Genomic DNA, 17,404 nt, shown 5'->3' with positions numbered 1-17,404 from the left:
GATGTTTATCGTTATTCGCTAAACTCTGATCAATAGTTACATTAGTAAAGTAGAAAATGATCGAAAGCACAATGCAGCTCCTGAGTAATCCCAATGCTTGGATTGCCTTTCTAACGCTCTCTGCCCTTGAGATTATTCTCGGCATTGATAACATCATTTTTATTAGCGTTATTGCCAACAGACTCCCTTCTGAAATTCGGGAGAAGGTTCGCCGCCTCGGTCTTTTGTTTGCGCTTGTCACTCGCATTCTTTTATTGCTAAGTCTATCGTGGGTAATGGGTCTCACAACCCCCCTCTTCAGCATCTCCGACCACCTGATTAGCGGCAGAGATTTAATCTTATTGCTTGGTGGCTTCTTCCTAATCTGGAAGGCCTCCAAAGAAATTTATATTGAAGTAGAGGTGGGTGAGCATGGCGATGAACAAACTGACGCTCAGGGGAAAGACCGCGCCAAGTCAATGCTCTCTTTATTTATTGGCTCCGTGCTACAGATTGGCTTACTAGATATTATTTTTTCCCTAGATAGCGTGATAACAGCAGTGGGTATGGTGGATCAAATTAGCGTGATGATCGCAGCAGTCCTTGCTTCTGTCCTAATCATGCTCATTGCCGCTAAGCCCATTGGGGATTTTGTTCAGCGCCATCCTTCTATCAAAGTATTGGCATTATCGTTTCTGACCGTTGTAGGCGTGGTACTGATCGCAGAAGGAATGGGCGTTCACATTCCTAAAGGTTATGTTTATGTTGCCATGGCATTTTCTTTATCGGTTGAGCTTTTAAATATCCGCTCGCGTGAAAAGAAGAAAAAACTGTCGAAGTGAGTCCTGGTGTGATGAGAAATTTATAGGGATTGCGCACAAGCATAGCCGCTGGCCCATGCCCATTGGAAATTATGGCCGCCTAAATGACCGGTGACATCGACACACTCACCAATGAAGAATAACCCTGGATGCTTGCGCGACATCATCGTTTGTCCGTCGAGCTCTTTGGTATCTACCCCGCCCAACATCACCTCTGCTTTTTTCCAACCTAAGGTACCTGCCGGCTTTACAGACCAGTTCGTTAGCAGCTCCTTAAGGGCTTGACGATCTTTTTTAGAGACTTCGGCCCATTTGCGACCCATTAGATTGCGCTGCTCTGCAAATGCTTTAGCTAAGCGCTGAGGAAGCACAGAAGCCAAAATAGTTTCGGTAAGCTTTAAGCGATTCTCTTCGTTATTAAAGAGCTCATCACAATTAAATCCTCCAGGACGCTCAATTGCGCCAAGCCAATCGATGTGAATCGGTTCGCCCTCTTCCCAATAACTGCTTGCTTGAAGAACCGCAGGACCTGATAAGCCTTTGTGAGTTAGCAGCAAATCTTCATTGAATCTACAGGCGCCATAACGATGGCCCTTTGAACCGGAGGCAATTCTGACTGGGACAGCTAGACCGGCCAACTCACTGAGATCACCGAAGTTATCTGCAGTAAATGAGAGTGGCACTAAAGCAGGTCTAGGATCCACCACATTCAATCCAAACTGCTTTGCAACATCCAAAGAATAAGCAGTAGCTCCAATGGCGGGCACTGGTAAACCACCCGTTGCCATGACTACTGACTTGGTTTTTTCGGTGCTAGCATTCGTTTGGATGAGCCATCGATCATCCTCTTGCTCAATTGATTGCACGGAGACTGGATGACGTATGGTCACATTTCCTTTGGCGCACTCTGCAAACAATAGCTCAATGATATGTTTGGCAGAATCATCGCAAAATAATTGGCCTTGGTGTTTCTCATGATAATTAATGCCATGAGATGTCACCAGCTTGATAAATTCTGTTGAGGGGTATCTAGCGAGTGCACTTTTTACAAAATGCTGATTGAGAGATAAGAAGTTGGCCGGACTACTATGGAGATTGGTAAAGTTGCAACGGCCACCACCACTTATACGAATCTTTTCGCCTAAAACCTCAGCATGATCCAGTACAAGTACCTTTTTTCCTAACTGACCAGCAACTCCTGCGCAAAATAGGCCAGCTGCCCCGCCACCGATAATGATGGCATCCCAAGTTTTACTCATCGATTACTCAAAACGATCAATGATGTCAGATGAGATGTTCAGTTTTCTCATATGGAGCTTGGTATAGGCTTGGCGGAAGTTCTTGGTCATGGAGATCATGACTGATGCAGTCCATGCAAAGGAAAACATTCCAGAAAAAGCGATGATCACTGCCAGCATCTTCCAGCCATCGGGAAGAATGTCCTCCATAAATCCCATTGCCGTATAGGTACTGCCGCTAAATAAAATACTTTGCCCCAGAGCGGGTAGTAACTTGAATGCGTACAAAGCAATACCCCAAATCAGTATTTCAGCGATATGGGTTAAGAACAAACAGAAGACGCTCACGTAAAAACAGAGAGCCACAGCAGAGTATTTTTTCTCAGCCAAATACAGAAAAGTTTTCACTTCATAGCGCTTGGCAATCTGCAGTAACGCTACCCCATGAAAAACCATGATCAACAGGAGCATGGCGGCACCCAAAAGATAGCCTGGAAGATCTAGTGATGTAGCGATGCTAGTTTGCGAAGGATTCATAGGAGTGATTTTACAGGCGAGCGCTTGTTAACCCAATTGATACCAATCCCGAATCAACTGCCAAGCCTCCTGGGCAGTCTCTGAAAAGTGAATAGTTTGCATATCCTCCTCATCAATGACGCCAAATTCCACCATCTGCTTAAAACGAATCATCTCATTCCAATAGTTCTTGCCCACCAATATCACCGGAATAGGAACAACTTTTTTAGTCTGGATCAGTGTCAACACCTCGAATAACTCATCAATGGAACCAAACCCCCCGGGGAAAGCTACGATTGCTCTAGCGCGCAACATAAAGTGCATCTTGCGTAGCGCGAAGTAATGAAAGCGAAAACTTAAGCCCGGGCTGACATATAGATTGGGTTGCTGCTCTCTAGGTAGACTGATATTAAAGCCGATAGTTTTATCGCCCGCCTCAAATGCACCTCGATTAGCGGCCTCCATAATTCCAGGGCCACCACCCGTGCAAATATGAAGCTTATTGGCGCTGCTCTCTTGAGTGGCGTTGTAGTGAGCTACTAATGCCCCGAACTCTCGAGCTGACTCGTAGTACTTGCAGTGTAAGAGTGCCTTATTAGCAGCCGCAGTCTCCTCTGGAGTCCTTGCCTTTTCCTTTAGGGTCAATGCCTCAGCATGACTAATAAATCGCGTTGAGCCAAAGACTGTAATCGTATGCTCAATGCCTTGCTCATTTAATAGAACATTAGGCTTAAGTAACTCCAACTCAAAGCGAATACCCATAGTCTCTCTGCGAGCTAAAAAGGCTTCGTCACCAAAAGCAAACTTATAAGAATCCTCGGAATCTTCTTCTGCTATTTGGCTCTTGTGAAGATTTAAAAACTCAGTAATAGTCTGTGAGTTGTTAATAGGGAGCTTCGGACTCATATTGCAACCTTTGAGGGCATGTATAGATCAATCTTAACCCGCGTACTAACTTAGTGTTAATACCTAGTTCTCTCTAAGAATATGGCTTCTAGGGATTGTTGGGATTTACCTGGTACTAAAGGCGAGTTAATATTGCCAGAATTTCAACTAAATCGAAGGAAAAGCAATGAGCAACCGTTCAATCATCATCATGGTACTAGTCTTAATTGGTGCCACCGCCTACTTACTCCTCAAAGGCGACGGCAACGTTGATATGGGCGGCGAAAAGCATGGTGCAGAAGCGGCTCATATGGAAGAAGCTAAGAAAGATGCTCCTGCCGCTGCTCCAACAGCACCTGCTGCTGCTCCAGCGGCCGATGCTAAGAAGTAATTCTTTCTTTTGCTGATAAAACCGCGGCCCGCCGCGGTTTTTTTATCTCCATATTTTAATGAAGCTGATATTTTCCTCACTCCTATCTCTTACACTTTTGTGCATATCGCATCTTGCTATAAGTCAATCATCCAAGCCCATGAAAACCATTGATCAGCCCACCTTATCTTCTTTCGCCCCAACTGGTGTTTTGCGTATTGGCATTAATTTGGGAAATCCGGTTCTTGCTAATGAAGATCCAAATTCAAAAAACTTGTACGGAGTGACAATTGATATTGCCAATGAGATTGGAAAACGCATTTCATTGCCCGTGCAATTAATCCCCTTTAAGTCAGCAGGTGCGACAGTAGATGCAGTGAAGACTGGAGAAATTGACTTAGTCTTTGTGGCGATTGATCCAGTCCGGGGCACAGACATCAGCTATACCCCAGCCTATATACAAATTGAAGGTGCTTATATGGTGAAAGCCTCTTCTCCATTAAAGACTAACGATGAAGTAGATGCTGCCGGCAATGAAATTGTCGTTGGCAAAGGTAGCGCCTATGATCTTTACCTTACGCGCGAAATTAAGAATGCCGCCCTATTACGAGCTGCTAGCTCACAGGCAGTGATTGATGACTTTATGTCTGGAGCAGGCAATGTTGCAGCAGGCGTCAAACAGCAGCTAGAAAGTGATGCTAAGCGCTATGAGGGATTGCGCATGCTACCTGGTCGCTTCATGGTGATTAATCAAGCGATTGGCATTCCGAAGGCTAGAGCCAATTATGAAAGTACAAGCGCCTATTTAAGTAATGTCATCGCAGAACTCAAGCAGTCTGGGTTTGTAGCAGACGCCATGAAACTTCACAATATCCAAGGCGCAAAAGTAGCTGACTAATAAAGATAATTGAGTTAGTGCAGATTAGCATGTATACATGCAATTTAGTAAGATACTGTATTCATGAATGTTCCTGCTCAACTTAATACACTTCCTCTTGCGGCACACCTAAAACGAGGACCCGCTGAGCATAAAGGCAATGCAGGCAAAGTTGTTTTAATTGGTGGTGCTTCAGGAATGGCGGGCGCCCTAATTTTGGCGGGCAATGCCTGCCTACATCTTGGCGCAGGCTGGACTATCCTAGAAATCTTAGATCCTGCTTCAGCACGTGCAGATGTCGATCAACCCGAGCTCATGATTCGTCAGGCTACAGATAATATTTATGAGGCTCTGAATACCACTCAGCCCGATGTTATTGCTATTGGCCCAGGTCTTGGCAAATCCGCTTTAGCGATTGAATGCCTGCGTGCGTCACTCTTATATCCAAACATTCCATTGGTAATTGATGCTGATGCTCTTAATTTGATCAGCGAATCCACTGAGTTACTTGAACAACTACAAGCGCGCAATCACACTCCTCCAGAATTGACTGTTCTCACGCCTCACCCTGGTGAAGCAGCTAAACTTTTGAAGATGACAACCGAAGAAGTGCAATCAGATCGCGTACGTGCCATTCAACAATTGGTCGAGCTCACACAATCGATTGTGGTTCTTAAAGGACAACATACCCTGCTTGCCTCACCACAGCACCCTCTAGTTCAATGTCTTGCCGGAAATCCTGGAATGGGTACTGGAGGCATGGGGGATATTCTGACGGGCAGCATTGCTGCCATTACTGCCCAAGGAATTCGGCATCAACTGGATTTATGGCAAGCTACTGGGATTGCAGTTGAATTACACGCTAGCGCTGCAGATAGCTTAGTGAATAAAGGGATTGGACCTATAGGCCTAACCCCCTCCGAGACCATTTTAGAAATGCGAGCGCTACTCAATAAGCTGTTATAAATCGTTATGCATTCAGTAAGCGCAGCACATCATCACCGACGTTACCTCTATGGCATTTTGATGGCCGGAGTAGGCTCCATGCTGTTTTCTGGCAAAGCGATTTTGGTCAAGCTCGCTTTTGGTTATGGTGCAAATGCGGAGACGCTTCTAGCCTTACGCATGCTCATGGCACTTCCCTTGTTCTGGGGAATATTCTGGTGGGAGTCCCGCCGCAAGGCAATGGATCCCATCACTTGGCTTGATCGCGCAAAATTATTCTTTCTTGGATTTTTAGGTTACTTTTTATCAAGCTATATTGATTTCTTGGGACTTCAATACATCTCAGTTGGCCTGGAGAGAATTGTTCTCTACCTCACGCCAACCATTGTTTTATTAATCTCTTATTTTGTTTTAAAGAAACCGGTCTCTCAACTACAGTGGCTCTCTCTCATCGTTGGCTACATTGGCGTTTTCATTGTCTTTATTCAAGATGCGAGCTCCACCGGCATTGATGCTTGGTTAGGCATGGCTCTTGTGTTTGGCAGTGCCTGCTCCTATGCGGCTTACATGATTGGTGCAGGAGAAATGGTGAAGCGTATTGGAAGCGTGCGCTTAGTTGTCTATGCCAGCTCAGCCTCGGCATTTTTGAGCATAGCGCAGTCAACCATCCATAACCCACTAGCGATATTTGAGCAGCCCCTTCCAATTTATTGGTTTAGCCTACTGAACGCCAGCTTATGCACCGTTATTCCAATGTTGCTAATTATGATCGCCATAAACCGCATCGGATCTCCACTCGTAGCTCAAGCTGGAATACTTGGCCCAGTCTCTACTATCTTTATGGGATACCTCATTCTGGCGGAGCCAATCACTTGGACACAAATTGGTGGCATGACTTTGGTGATGGCTGCAATGTGGTTGTTAGTGCGCAATGATGCGCCAACAAAAAAGTCACCAAATCCCAAAGGATCTGATGACTTCGATAGTGCGGAGCCCCTCAACTAAGGGGGACTCATTTATGTGTATTACTGAGCTGCGGCGTCAGCTGCTGCTTTAGCCTTCTTTTTGGACTTCTTTTTCGCTTTTTTCTCAGCTTTCTTTTCTTTCTTTGCTTGTTTCTTTGCTTTTTTATTGGCAGACTTCTCAGCGGGAGTAGCGGCAGGTGCGGACACTGGAGCGGCAGCAGGTGCAGCCGCTGGTGCAGTTGCAGGCGCTGGATCGGCAGCCATCACAGAGATAGGGGCGATACCGATAGCAGCAGAAATCAGGGTTGCCAGGCTCAAGCGCGCGATACGAGAAGTCATGTAACTCTCCAAGATAGTTTGTGGATAATTTAATAATACTCAAAAGTTTGAGAAAAATGCTTGATTTTTAAAAGGTTGCTCATGAGTGATTTTCCGAACGACATTTTTACCGAGCCCCAAGGCTACTCAGTCAATACCCTAGAACAGCTTGGGCCCTTGACTGGCATGGCTGGGATCTGGGAAGGCATTCGTGGCTTAGACGTAAAACCCAAAGCTGAGGGACCTAAGAAGCAAGCTTATGTCGAGAGAATTGAGCTTCAACCAATTGATCCCCAAACTAATGGCCCTCAGCTCTTTTATGGTTTGAGATACCACACCCACATCACTAAACCCGATCAAGTAAAGACCTATCACGACCAAGTAGGATATTGGTTATGGGAGCCAGCAACTGGCAACATCATTCATACACTGAGCATTCCTCGAGGCATGATTACGATGGCTTCTGGTAATGCTGCTGCAAATGCAAGGCAATTTGAACTGCACGCAAAAGAAGATGATCGCTGCGCAGGCATCTCATCCAATCCATTTTTAGATTACGCCTTCAGAACAGTTGAGTTTCGTATTCAGGTTTCAATTCACGATGATGGCACTTGGTCTTATGAACAAGACACGGTGATGAAGATTAAAGATCAAGTAGCGTTATTTCATCACGTTGATAACAACACCCTACATAAGATCGGGGAAGCTACTCCCAATCCCCTGGCTAGATAAAAGCGGTTATCACACTAAAATGTAATAAAGGCCATCAGATGATGGCCTTTATTTCTTAATACTGAACTACTTTACTTGATTACGCAGGCTGCGCTTCAGTCTCAGTAATTTTTTCTAATGCGGTAGCAAGTTGTCCAACTGTGCGATCAACATTCGCCAACTTCTCTAAACCAAACAATCCAAGACGGAAGGTGCGGAAATCTGCACGCTCGTCACACTGCAAAGGAACGCCTGCAGCTGTTTGCATACCCAGAGCAATAAACTTTTTACCAGACTGAATATCAGGATCTTTGGTATAGCTTACGACCACGCCAGGGGCCTGAAAGCCCTTAGCAGATACTGAGCTATATCCTTGAGAAACCAATAGGTTGCGTACTTTTGTACCCAACTCTATTTGCTTCTCCTTTAACGCTGCGAAGCCAAGCGACTGAGTCTCTTTCATCACATTACGCAGAATCTTTAAGGCATCAGTAGGCATAGTGGTGTGATACACATGTCCACCCTTTTCATATGCCTCCATAATCTGAAGCCACTTTTTGAGATCCATAGAAAAGCTGCTGCTTTGGGTTGTATCAATGCGCTCACGTGCACGATCGCCAAGAGCGATCAATGCGCAGCATGGGGAGCTACTCCAACCCTTTTGAGGTGCAGTAATTAATACGTCGACATTACAAGCTTTCATATCAACCCACATTGCGCCAGAGGCAATGCAATCTAATACAAATAAACCATTTACAGAACGTACTGCTTCACCGACAGCTTTGAGGTAATCATCTGGAAGAATGATGCCGGCAGAAGTTTCCACGTGCGGCGCAAATACCACTGCTGGTTTTTCTTTCTTGATGAAAGCAACCACTTCTTCGATTGGAGCTGGTGCAAATACGCCCTGTGTTGAGTCTTCTAACTGGTGGCCTTTGATAACCGTAACGTCTTTAGTGATGTTGGCTAAATCAAAGATTTGCGTCCAGCGATAGCTAAACCAGCCATTACGCAAGACTAAGCATTTTTCATTGTTGGCAAATTGGCGGGCCACTGCTTCCATGCCAAAAGTTCCACTACCGGGAACGATGACTGCAGAGCTAGCGTTGTAGGCATCCTTAAGGACGCTCGAAATGTCCACCATCACGCGCTTGAACTCTTCAGACATGTGATTCAAGGAGCGGTCGGTATAAACAACCGAGAACTCTAATAAACCATCTGGATCAACATTGGGAAGTAAGCCTGGCATAGTAATTTCCTAGGGATTTCTGTGATTAGCCCTAAATGATACCGATTTAAGTCTTTTTTGGGGACTCCGGTTCAAAACCCTGCTTAAAAGGGCGTTTTTGCCAGCTTTGGGAGTTTTACTTTCTCTTTTTCGAGGAAATAACAATACCCGCCACAATTAGACCGAAGGCGAGCCCATGAAATAGTTGGGGAGGCTCACCCAGCATAGCGGCCGATAAAAGCGCAGTAAATAAGGGTATGAAATTAGCAAAAAAAGCGGCAACCGTAGGCCCTGCTCCATTCACGCCCAGACCCCAGCAACGATAAGCAATTAAGGAGGGGCCAATTGCGACAAAGACAATTAAAGAAGCGGTCCACCAATTGAGATCTAGAAAAGCATGACCAGCTGCAATTTCAAAGCCATCAAAAAATCCCGTCCACAACAGACCCACTGTTACTTGCGCCATTAAAAATTCAGCCCATGGCCATTGGCGTTCTGTGCTGGTGCCTGGACGACTTAACATCCAACTATAAAAGGCCCACAAGATAGTGGCTAACATAATTAAAAGATCGCCCACCACCATTTGCATAGACATTAGGGCCGCTAGATCTCCACGGGTAAGCACAATGCCAACACCCAGCAAGCTTACTACTGCGCCAATCATCTGCAACATGCTGGGCTTTACTTGATAAAACACTGCACCAATGAATAGCATCCAGATGGGCATGCTAGCGCCGATCAAGGTGACGTTAATAGCAGTAGATGTTTGAAGAGCGAGATATAACAGTACGTTGTAACTACCTACCCCGAATAAACCCAAGAGAAGGAAACGTTTCTTGTTTTGCCATAAGGCACTTCCCGGCATCAGCACACGCCAACCCAAAGGAAGCAAAAGTAAGGCGGCTAATCCCCAGCGGACCGCACTTAAGGTAATAGGGGAGATACTTCCAACCAATACTCGCCCGGCGATTGCATTACCCGCCCATAAAGCGGTGGCTATGAGCAAGTAGGCAATTGTGGCGAAATTCAGTTGGTACATACAGGGGGGCTTAATGGGGAAGTAGTTATTTGAGGTCCCCAAGCAAGGGATAACCTAGCATTGTAGAAACAAATCCTCGGTATTGCTAAGATAGAGCTTAAATTAAGCTTTTGCTTGAACAAAATAGCATCAAAAAGAAGGATACATTGTGGCAATCATTACCAATATAGAAGACTTGCGGGTCCTCCATCAAAAGCGCACCCCCAAGATGTTCTACGATTATGCAGACTCAGGATCGTGGACTGAGTCAACATACCGCGCCAATGAATCCGATTTTCAAAAGATTAAATTGCGTCAGCGTGTAGCGGTCAATATGACTAACCGCACCACTAAGACAACCATGGTTGGTCAAGAAGTTGCCATGCCGGTGGCACTGGCACCTACAGGCCTTACTGGCATGCAACATGCCGATGGTGAAATTTTGGCAGCCAAGGCTGCTGAAAAGTTTGGTGTGCCATTTTGCTTATCTACTATGAGTATTTGCTCAATTGAAGATGTAGCGGAGCACACTACAAAACCCTTTTGGTTCCAACTTTATGTCATGAAAGATCGCGGCTTTATTGAGCGTTTGATTGAGCGCGCTAAAGCAGCCAAATGTTCAGCACTGGTTTTAACTTTGGATTTGCAAATCTTAGGTCAACGTCACAAGGATCTAAAGAATGGTCTCTCCGCCCCTCCTAAGCTGACGATTGCCAATATGATCAATATGGCAACTAAGCCACGCTGGTGCTTGGGTATGGCTATGACGCCACGCAGAACCTTCCGCAATATTGTTGGTCATGCTACTGGTGTCGGCAATATGTCTTCACTGTCTTCTTGGACTGCAGAACAATTTGATCCGGGTCTCAATTGGGGTGATGTGGAATGGATTAAAAAACTCTGGGGTGGAAAACTGATTATCAAAGGCATCTTGGATGAAGGAGATGCGCGCTTAGCAGCAAACTCCGGCGCCGACGCTTTAATTGTTTCTAATCACGGCGGCCGTCAATTAGATGGGGCGATTTCTAGCATTCAGGCTTTACCCGGAATTGTGGATGCCGTTGGTAAAGATATTGAAGTATGGATGGATGGCGGCATTCGTTCAGGTCAAGATGTTTTAAAAGCCTGGGCCTTGGGTGCACGCGGCACGATGATTGGCCGTCCTTTCCTATATGGCTTAGGTGCCATGGGTGAGGCTGGTGTCACCAAGTGTTTAGAGTTAATTCACAATGAGTTAGATATCACCATGGCATTCACAGGGCATCGCGATATTCAGAATGTGACTAAAGATATTTTGTATCCAGGAACCTTTTAAATTTTTCCCATCCTCAACTACCCTCTTGCCGTCTTTGGTGCCTCACTTATAGCATTTGCCTTCTCTGTTTGGTTTGGATATGCCGCACTGAGTCGCTACCGTACAAAAGATACTGAGACATCTGCAGATCTTGGCATTATTCAGACGGCTACCTTAACCTTGCTCGCCTTAATTATTGGCTTTACCTTCTCAATGGCTATCAATCGCCATGATCAGCGAGAGATCTTTGAGGAAGGCGAGGCAAATGCCATTGGCACCGAATTCTTAAGGGCTGATCTACTGCCACCAAAGGCGGCTGACGCAACGAAGGGTCTCTTGCTTCAATATGTAGATCAACGTATTTTGTTTTACTCCAAGCAGACCCCAGAAAAGATTGAAGAGATTCGCAGTAAAACAGATCAATTGCAAACTGCCCTCTGGAATGAGATTCTTCCAACTGTTCGCACGCAACACACTGCCTCTATTGCACTAGTTGCCGCGGGTATGAATGATGTTTTGAATTCTCAAGGCTATGTACAAGCAGCTTGGTGGAATCGTATCCCCCTTACGGCCTGGGCATTGATGGCAGCAATCGCTATTTGCGCCAATCTCTTAGTCGGATTTGGCGCTCGGAATTTTGAGAAGAACATCGCTCTATTTATGATCTTTCCTTTTGTTATCTCAGTATCTTTCTTTTTGATTGCTGATATTGATAGCCCACGAGGCGGCGTCATTCGCATTGAAGCGAGGAACTTAGTGGCACTAAAAATTAACTTAAGCCAGCAGATGAAGATTACCAGTCCATCTATCGGCAATCAATAAGCTTCAGCGCAAAGGCGGTCTAAATGAAACGAGTAGTCGATGTTTTTAAAAACCGGGGGCGTGAACTGGTGTGGACTTATGTCATCCACCTTCAGAATGACGAGGAATTCCATCCCGGGCAATTAGATTTCGAAGTTGAAGCTCTTAGACTCTCACAAATAGATAAACGCGGCTTAGTAAATGAGCTTAGCGCTAAAGTCAGACTTAATAACTGAGCTTGAATTCCCTTTTTAAGGGGTAAAGTCCCTGGCATTAATGCTGTTAATGAGATTCATTATCATTTGTGATGAGTCCACTTAACATTCTCATGTAATGCCTAAAACCAAATACCACCCTGCATCCATCTTCTTTCATTGGCTTGTTTTCTTCCTGGTTATTGCCGCTTTTGCAGTGATTGAGCTTAAGGGACAATTCCCTAAAGGAAGCGAACCTCGTGAGCTTTGCAAAACGGTGCATGGGGTGATTGGACAGCTCATTTTTATAGCTATAGCTCTTCGCCTCATCATCCGTTTGACTTATGACGTTCCTGAGCCCACTAACCCAAAGACTTTATTCATTTCATTGGCCAAAGCAATGCATTGGCTGCTATATGCCCTGCTCTTGATATCACCTATTTTCGGCATCCTGTATTTTCAGTATGGCGGCAAAGAAATCCACTTCTTTGGCTTGGTATGGCCTCAGCTGGTCACCCCCAATCCAGAGATGAAAAAAGTAGTTGAAGGGATCCATGAATTCCTGGGAAACTCGCTCTACTTTTTGATTGGTATTCATGTTTTAGCAGGCTTGTGGCAACATTACGTTGTAAAGGACGATACACTTCGTCGTATGTTGAATAAAGTTAATGCCTAAAATGAAACCTCTCTCTAAAAAAGCCAAGATGGCAATCGGCTGGACCGTCTTAATGACGGTGGTGGGCACAGCGATGCTGCATCAATGGCAATTTTTTGCCATGGGTTGCGCATCTCTTGCCATGTTGCTCGTAGCCAATCAATACGATCTTTTAAAAGATCCAGAAGACAAAAAATAATCCCACCTCTTTGGGCGGGATTATTTATTCAGCACCCCAAGACTCTGGGGTTTCTATTACAGAGTTGGGTAGTCTGTATAGCCCACCTCTTCACCACCATAAAAAGTAGCGCGGTTGTATGGATTTAGTTTGGCACCCTGCTGAAATCTCTCCGCTAAATCTGGATTAGAAATATAAAGACGGCCGTAAGCCACCGCATCAGCCAAATCATCTTCTAACACCTTCTCACCCATTGCCTGATCGTAGCCACCAGCGGTGATAAATTTGCCTTGATAAGCAGCACGGAACATCTCTGAGGTAATAGGAGCATCTTCAAAGACTTGATCGCCGCCGCCAGCGCTGGTTGAGCGAGGCTCAATCATATGCACGTAAGCTAAGTTATAGCCATTGAGCTTCTCAATTGCGGCAGTGAACAATGCCACTGGATTGCTATCCCCCATATCGTTGAAAGTGCCGTATGGTGAAAGGCGAACTCCCACTTTATCGCTCGAGAATACTTTGCTTACAGATTCGATGACTTGACCCAATAGACGCAGACGATTATCAATCGAACCGCCATATTCATCTGTACGTTGATTGGTTTTATCTTGCAAGAACTGATCCAGCAAGTAGCCGTTAGCCGAGTGAATTTCAATACCATCAAAGCCTGCAGCTTTTGCATTCTGTGCTGCCGCCTCAAACTCTTTGAGCAAGCGAGCGATACCTTCCAAACTCATTGCCGTTGGAGTCTCATAATCATGCAACTTCCAATCTGCGCCATACGTTTGACCAGCCGCAGCAATTGCAGAGGGTGCCTCAGGTACACCCTGCTCTGGATGTAAGGAAGAATGGGAGATACGGCCTACGTGCCACAGCTGGGCAACTATCGCACCACCCTTGGCATGAACTGCCTCAACAATCTCTTTCCATGCAGCGGTTTGTTCCGCCGAATAGATTCCAGGCGTTGCTGGGTAACCCTTACCCAATGGAGAAATCTGTGTTGCCTCAGTAATAATGAGTCCGGCACTCGCACGTTGCGCGTAATAGGTTTTCGCTAACGGATTAGGAACATCACCATCAACTGCACGCATTCGCGTGAGCGGCGCCATTACCAAACGGTTTTTTAAATGAAGTGCCCCCAGATTTACCGGAGTGAACATAATTTCTTTGCCTGACATTTGCTGCCTTTTAAATGAGTAAAAAGAGGATTGACTGTAACAAGGATTAACAAATTTTGCTGAGCATGTGATTATGCGGTTCCAAATTGTTCGCGTATGCAATCTGCCAGCGCATTAAATTCTTGAGTGTGCGCGGTAGAAGGTCTTGCAACTAAGGCAATCACTCTCTTGGGCGCTGGTGAGGCCAACTCTTTTGCCACTAACTCAGAGTTATTTAATAGACTACTTTTAACTGCCATTCCGGGAAGTAAAGCAATGCCAAGTCCAGACTCCACCATTTGCAACAAGGTCAACAAGCTAGTGGCTTCCATCCCCTCAGCCTTACGAATGTCAGTGCGCTTGCACGCTTGCAAACTATGCTCTCGTAGACAATGCCCTTCTTCAAGTAGCAAGAGGCGTTCGGCCATCTTGGCAGGTAAGGTCACTTCTTTTCCCTTCAAGGCGGGATCACCTTCTTTCGCAACCAACCAAAAATGGTCGTCAAATAATTCCTGAACGAGAAGACCCTCAACATCATATGGAAGTGCTATCAGAGCAAAATCCAATTTATGCTCAGCTAATCTGGAAAGGAGATTGGCAGTGAGATCTTCTCTGAGTGTGATTTTAAGTTCTGGAAAACGGCTACGAATTTCCGGAAGCACTGTTGGCAATAGAAATGGTGCAATAGTGGGTATGACGCCCAAACGAATTGTGGCAGTCATGGGCTTGCCGGTTGCGCCTGCATACTCCACCAAATCCTCAGATGCCGCCAAGATGAGCTTGGCACGCTCAAGAACCTCCAAACCTATTGGAGTGATGGATACATTCTGTCGATCACGCTCCACCAAATGGATTCCCAGCGCATCCTCCAACTCCTTCAGGCCGGCACTTAAAGTGGACTGGCCAACAAAACAAGCCTGTGCTGCGCGCGTGAAATTGAGTTCTTTTGCCAATGCAACGAAATACCCCAGCTGCCTTAAAGACGGTAAATAGGCCATTTTCCCTCCTTTATCGAATAATTAGATAAATACTATCATAATGATTCATTAGACTGATCAATAAATAAGGTGCACACTGCATTCATGGTTGAGAAAGCAGCAAAAAATACTCAACAAACCGTATGTCTTAATAAAGGAATCAAAATGGCACGCCCAGAAATCAAAACCATCCAAAACTTAGAGTCCGCCTTTGCCGGAGAGTCCATGGCTCATATTAAGTATCGTTACTTTGCTAAATTGGCTCGCGCTGCTGGCGACGAAGAAACCGCAAAGATCTTTGAAGCTACCGCTGACCAAGAAGTGATGCACGCCTTTGGCCACTTAGACTTACTCTACCCTGCCGGCACCATTACTCCTGCACGCGCCCTAGAGATTGCCATTGAAGGCGAAACCTATGAATACACCGAGATGTACCCATCCTTTCGGAAAACGGCAGTTGAAGAAGGCAATTCTGCGGCCATACAAGAAATCGATGAGCAAATTGCGGAATCTAAAGAGCATGCTGAGCAATTTCAGGCGGTATTGGCAAAAGCAGCAAAACGCTTCGCTGCGTTAGCAAACGTTGAAGAGCGTCATGCAAACCATTACAAGCAGGCTTTGGAAAAAGCAAAGGTTTTTGCAGCTCATTAAACGAGTCCAGAAATAATTAGAAATTAAATTTAAAATCAACAGACTATTTAAGGAATCAAAATGAACACTTACCAATGTATCGTGTGCGGCTATATTTATGACGAAGCCAAAGGAATTCCAGAAGATGGTATTCCAGCTGGAACTCTCTGGGCTGATGTGCCAGAAGATTGGGAATGCCCTGATTGCGGTGTAGCAAAAGCAGACTTTGAAATGGTTCAGGTAAGCTAAGACCACTTCAGCGCCCCTTTACCCTGTTTACCTATTCGTCACTTGGAGAGCCCAGCTTTGGATCAAATTACCCCTCAATCCCAATCCGCAATTGTCATCATTGGCAGTGGATTGGCTGGCTACACCGTTATCCGTGAAATCCGAAAACTGGATAAAGCAGCCCCCATTACGCTAGTAACACGTGAGCCTGGTTACTTTTATTCCAAGCCCATGCTTTCAACCGCTCTTGCGAGTAAGAAAGAAGCAGCGCAATTAATCTCCACACCATCTGATGGCATGGCAACGCAACTAGAAATGACTGTCTTGGGTGAGTGTGATGTCATCTCAATTAATCCTAGTGCGCAAACCATTCAAACCAGCAAAGGTGAAGTGCCTTATGGAAAACTAGTAATGGCATTGGGCGCCAATCAAATCCGTCTCCCGCTCCTAGGAAGCGCTGCTAAGGAAGTCATCACAGTAAACGATCTAGAAGACTATGCACGCTTTCGCGATGCAATCATTGGAAAAAAGAAAATTGCTATTCTGGGTGCAGGCCTGATTGGCTGTGAATTTGCCAACGATCTAGTGCTGGGCGGTTATGAAGTAGATGTGATTGACTTAGCTCCACAGGCTCTGGGTCGCCTATTGCCTGAAGCTGCAGCTCTGGAGCTGCAGGAGAAACTCAGCACGGCTGGCGTGCGTTGGCACCTTTCTACAACGGTGCAAGCGATTGATCGTCACGGAAATTCTTTGCAGGTGACACTAGCTAATGGCAACACAATCTCTTGCGACGTATTTTTATCGGCTGTTGGTCTGAAGCCTAGAATTGAATTAGCTAAAGCATGTGGCATTAATACAGGAGCTGGCATTCAGGTAAACCGCGAACTCGAAACCAATATGAAAAACATCTTTGCTATTGGAGATTGCGCAGAGGTGGACGGCTTAGTTCTGCCTTACGTGATGCCCATCATGCAAGCAGCAAGAGCATTAGCACCTACCTTAATCGGACAAACTACCGCACTTACCTATCCAGCGATGCCGGTGATGGTCAAAACCCCGGCCTTAGCCACCATTGTCTCTCCACCAGCTAAAGGTGCCGAAGGCAATTGGACGACAACCTCCATTGAAGGTGGCCTAGAGTCTCGTTTTGAATCAGTTGATGGCAAGTTGTTGGGCTTTGTATTGATGGGTACCGCCACCACACAACGTGGCGCCCTCACCAAGGAGCTGCCAGCTATTCTGGCTTAAATCTCCTAGATTGATTTGATTGATCAAACAAAAAGGCCCGCGATTGAACTGACCCACAAAAGTTGGACACCCAATCCAACTCAACAGGGTCAGTCTCATGTCCAAATACAGCAAAGAGTTCAAGCTAGTAGTCATTGAGCATTACCTCTCCGGTAGGGGTGGTTTTAAAAC

Annotated in this window: 22 protein-coding genes; 14 read left to right on the top strand and 8 right to left on the bottom strand. The window is 45.6% G+C overall.

From position 1 onward, the window contains the following. Positions 1-56 precede the first annotated feature (56 nt). Positions 57-821, top strand: a complete 765-nt coding sequence (locus ICN44_RS11270) for a TerC family protein (protein ID WP_216264031.1) — start codon at positions 57-59, stop codon at positions 819-821. Positions 822-841: 20 nt separating this feature from the next. Here the strand turns inward: ICN44_RS11270 and ICN44_RS11265 are convergent, their stop codons facing one another. Genes ICN44_RS11265 through ICN44_RS11255 form a run of 3 tightly spaced genes read right to left on the bottom strand, consistent with a single transcriptional unit; the run spans position 842 to position 3,460 of the window. Then, the gene (locus ICN44_RS11265; RefSeq protein ID WP_216264030.1) at positions 842-2,059 is read right to left on the bottom strand and encodes an aminoacetone oxidase family FAD-binding enzyme; all 1,218 of its coding nucleotides are present in this window, start codon (positions 2,057-2,059) and stop codon (positions 842-844) included. A 3-nt stretch (positions 2,060-2,062) separates the two neighbouring features. Then, the gene (locus ICN44_RS11260) at positions 2,063-2,575 is read right to left on the bottom strand and encodes a hypothetical protein (RefSeq protein WP_216264029.1); all 513 of its coding nucleotides are present in this window, start codon (positions 2,573-2,575) and stop codon (positions 2,063-2,065) included. A gap of 27 nt (positions 2,576-2,602) precedes the next feature. Then, complete coding sequence (locus tag ICN44_RS11255; RefSeq protein ID WP_216264028.1) at positions 2,603-3,460, bottom strand: LOG family protein; 858 nt, start codon at positions 3,458-3,460, stop codon at positions 2,603-2,605. A gap of 166 nt (positions 3,461-3,626) precedes the next feature. On the opposite strand from ICN44_RS11255, the gene ICN44_RS11250 reads away from it, so the two are divergent. The 4 genes from ICN44_RS11250 to ICN44_RS11235 all read left to right on the top strand — a co-directional run bounded on the left by ICN44_RS11250 (position 3,627) and on the right by ICN44_RS11235 (position 6,636). Next, positions 3,627-3,830 (top strand): hypothetical protein, encoded by a 204-nt coding sequence (locus ICN44_RS11250; RefSeq protein WP_072582947.1) that lies wholly within the window; start codon positions 3,627-3,629, stop codon positions 3,828-3,830. Between the two features lie 139 nt (positions 3,831-3,969). Continuing rightward, the gene (locus ICN44_RS11245; RefSeq protein ID WP_216264027.1) at positions 3,970-4,707 is read left to right on the top strand and encodes an ABC transporter substrate-binding protein; all 738 of its coding nucleotides are present in this window, start codon (positions 3,970-3,972) and stop codon (positions 4,705-4,707) included. Positions 4,708-4,770: 63 nt separating this feature from the next. Beyond that, complete coding sequence (locus ICN44_RS11240; RefSeq protein WP_216264026.1) at positions 4,771-5,652, top strand: NAD(P)H-hydrate dehydratase; 882 nt, start codon at positions 4,771-4,773, stop codon at positions 5,650-5,652. Positions 5,653-5,658: 6 nt separating this feature from the next. Then, complete coding sequence (locus tag ICN44_RS11235) at positions 5,659-6,636, top strand: DMT family transporter (protein ID WP_216264025.1); 978 nt, start codon at positions 5,659-5,661, stop codon at positions 6,634-6,636. A gap of 20 nt (positions 6,637-6,656) precedes the next feature. Here the strand turns inward: ICN44_RS11235 and ICN44_RS11230 are convergent, their stop codons facing one another. Then, a complete protein-coding gene (locus ICN44_RS11230; protein WP_216264024.1) occupies positions 6,657-6,935 on the bottom strand; it encodes a hypothetical protein in 279 nt (92 codons plus the stop codon). Between the two features lie 81 nt (positions 6,936-7,016). Between ICN44_RS11230 and ICN44_RS11225 the strand changes: the two genes are divergently transcribed. Then, complete coding sequence (locus ICN44_RS11225; RefSeq protein WP_216264023.1) at positions 7,017-7,646, top strand: FABP family protein; 630 nt, start codon at positions 7,017-7,019, stop codon at positions 7,644-7,646. A 79-nt stretch (positions 7,647-7,725) separates the two neighbouring features. Here ICN44_RS11225 and ICN44_RS11220 read toward each other — a convergent pair whose 3' ends face one another. Continuing rightward, positions 7,726-8,874: an aminotransferase class V-fold PLP-dependent enzyme gene (locus tag ICN44_RS11220; protein ID WP_216264022.1), complete on the bottom strand. Its 1,149-nt coding sequence runs from the start codon at positions 8,872-8,874 to the stop codon at positions 7,726-7,728. A 115-nt stretch (positions 8,875-8,989) separates the two neighbouring features. Then, positions 8,990-9,892: a DMT family transporter gene (locus tag ICN44_RS11215; RefSeq protein WP_216264021.1), complete on the bottom strand. Its 903-nt coding sequence runs from the start codon at positions 9,890-9,892 to the stop codon at positions 8,990-8,992. 148 nt (positions 9,893-10,040) lie between these two features. Between ICN44_RS11215 and ICN44_RS11210 the strand changes: the two genes are divergently transcribed. From ICN44_RS11210 to ICN44_RS11190, 5 genes are all read left to right on the top strand, one after another. Further along, a complete protein-coding gene (locus ICN44_RS11210) occupies positions 10,041-11,186 on the top strand; it encodes an L-lactate dehydrogenase (protein ID WP_216264020.1) in 1,146 nt (381 codons plus the stop codon). A gap of 192 nt (positions 11,187-11,378) precedes the next feature. After that, positions 11,379-11,987, top strand: a complete 609-nt coding sequence (locus ICN44_RS11205) for a hypothetical protein (RefSeq protein WP_255537609.1) — start codon at positions 11,379-11,381, stop codon at positions 11,985-11,987. 23 nt (positions 11,988-12,010) lie between these two features. Then, entirely contained in the window at positions 12,011-12,202 is a 192-nt protein-coding gene (locus ICN44_RS11200) for a hypothetical protein (protein WP_072582957.1), read from the top strand. A gap of 97 nt (positions 12,203-12,299) precedes the next feature. Beyond that, positions 12,300-12,836, top strand: coding sequence for a cytochrome b (locus ICN44_RS11195; RefSeq protein WP_216264019.1), 537 nt, complete (start codon positions 12,300-12,302; stop codon positions 12,834-12,836). After that, positions 12,829-13,014: a hypothetical protein gene (locus ICN44_RS11190; protein WP_216264018.1), complete on the top strand. Its 186-nt coding sequence runs from the start codon at positions 12,829-12,831 to the stop codon at positions 13,012-13,014. The genes ICN44_RS11195 and ICN44_RS11190 overlap by 8 nt, the downstream gene beginning before the upstream one ends. Positions 13,015-13,070: 56 nt before the next feature. Here the strand turns inward: ICN44_RS11190 and ICN44_RS11185 are convergent, their stop codons facing one another. Next, on the bottom strand, positions 13,071-14,171 hold the full coding sequence (locus ICN44_RS11185; RefSeq protein ID WP_216264017.1) for an alkene reductase: 1,101 nt from the start codon (positions 14,169-14,171) through the stop codon (positions 13,071-13,073). A gap of 71 nt (positions 14,172-14,242) precedes the next feature. Beyond that, a complete protein-coding gene (locus ICN44_RS11180; RefSeq protein ID WP_215321764.1) occupies positions 14,243-15,148 on the bottom strand; it encodes a hydrogen peroxide-inducible genes activator in 906 nt (301 codons plus the stop codon). A 144-nt stretch (positions 15,149-15,292) separates the two neighbouring features. Between ICN44_RS11180 and ICN44_RS11175 the strand changes: the two genes are divergently transcribed. The 3 genes from ICN44_RS11175 to ICN44_RS11165 are packed head-to-tail and all read left to right on the top strand — an operon-like array spanning position 15,293 to position 17,233. Beyond that, positions 15,293-15,778 carry a rubrerythrin family protein gene (locus ICN44_RS11175; RefSeq protein WP_216264016.1) on the top strand — a complete coding sequence of 162 codons (486 nt, stop codon included), beginning with the start codon at positions 15,293-15,295 and terminating at the stop codon, positions 15,776-15,778. Between the two features lie 60 nt (positions 15,779-15,838). Beyond that, positions 15,839-16,006 (top strand): rubredoxin, encoded by a 168-nt coding sequence (locus ICN44_RS11170; RefSeq protein ID WP_216232805.1) that lies wholly within the window; start codon positions 15,839-15,841, stop codon positions 16,004-16,006. Positions 16,007-16,063: 57 nt separating this feature from the next. Then, positions 16,064-17,233 (top strand): NAD(P)/FAD-dependent oxidoreductase, encoded by a 1,170-nt coding sequence (locus ICN44_RS11165; protein ID WP_216264015.1) that lies wholly within the window; start codon positions 16,064-16,066, stop codon positions 17,231-17,233. Positions 17,234-17,404 lie beyond the last annotated feature (171 nt).

This window comes from Polynucleobacter sp. JS-Fieb-80-E5, from assembly GCF_018882015.1.
Taxonomy (GTDB): domain Bacteria; phylum Pseudomonadota; class Gammaproteobacteria; order Burkholderiales; family Burkholderiaceae; genus Polynucleobacter.
The sequence above is the reverse complement of the archived record's forward strand: the minus strand, read 5'-3'. Positions and strand labels throughout refer to the sequence as shown.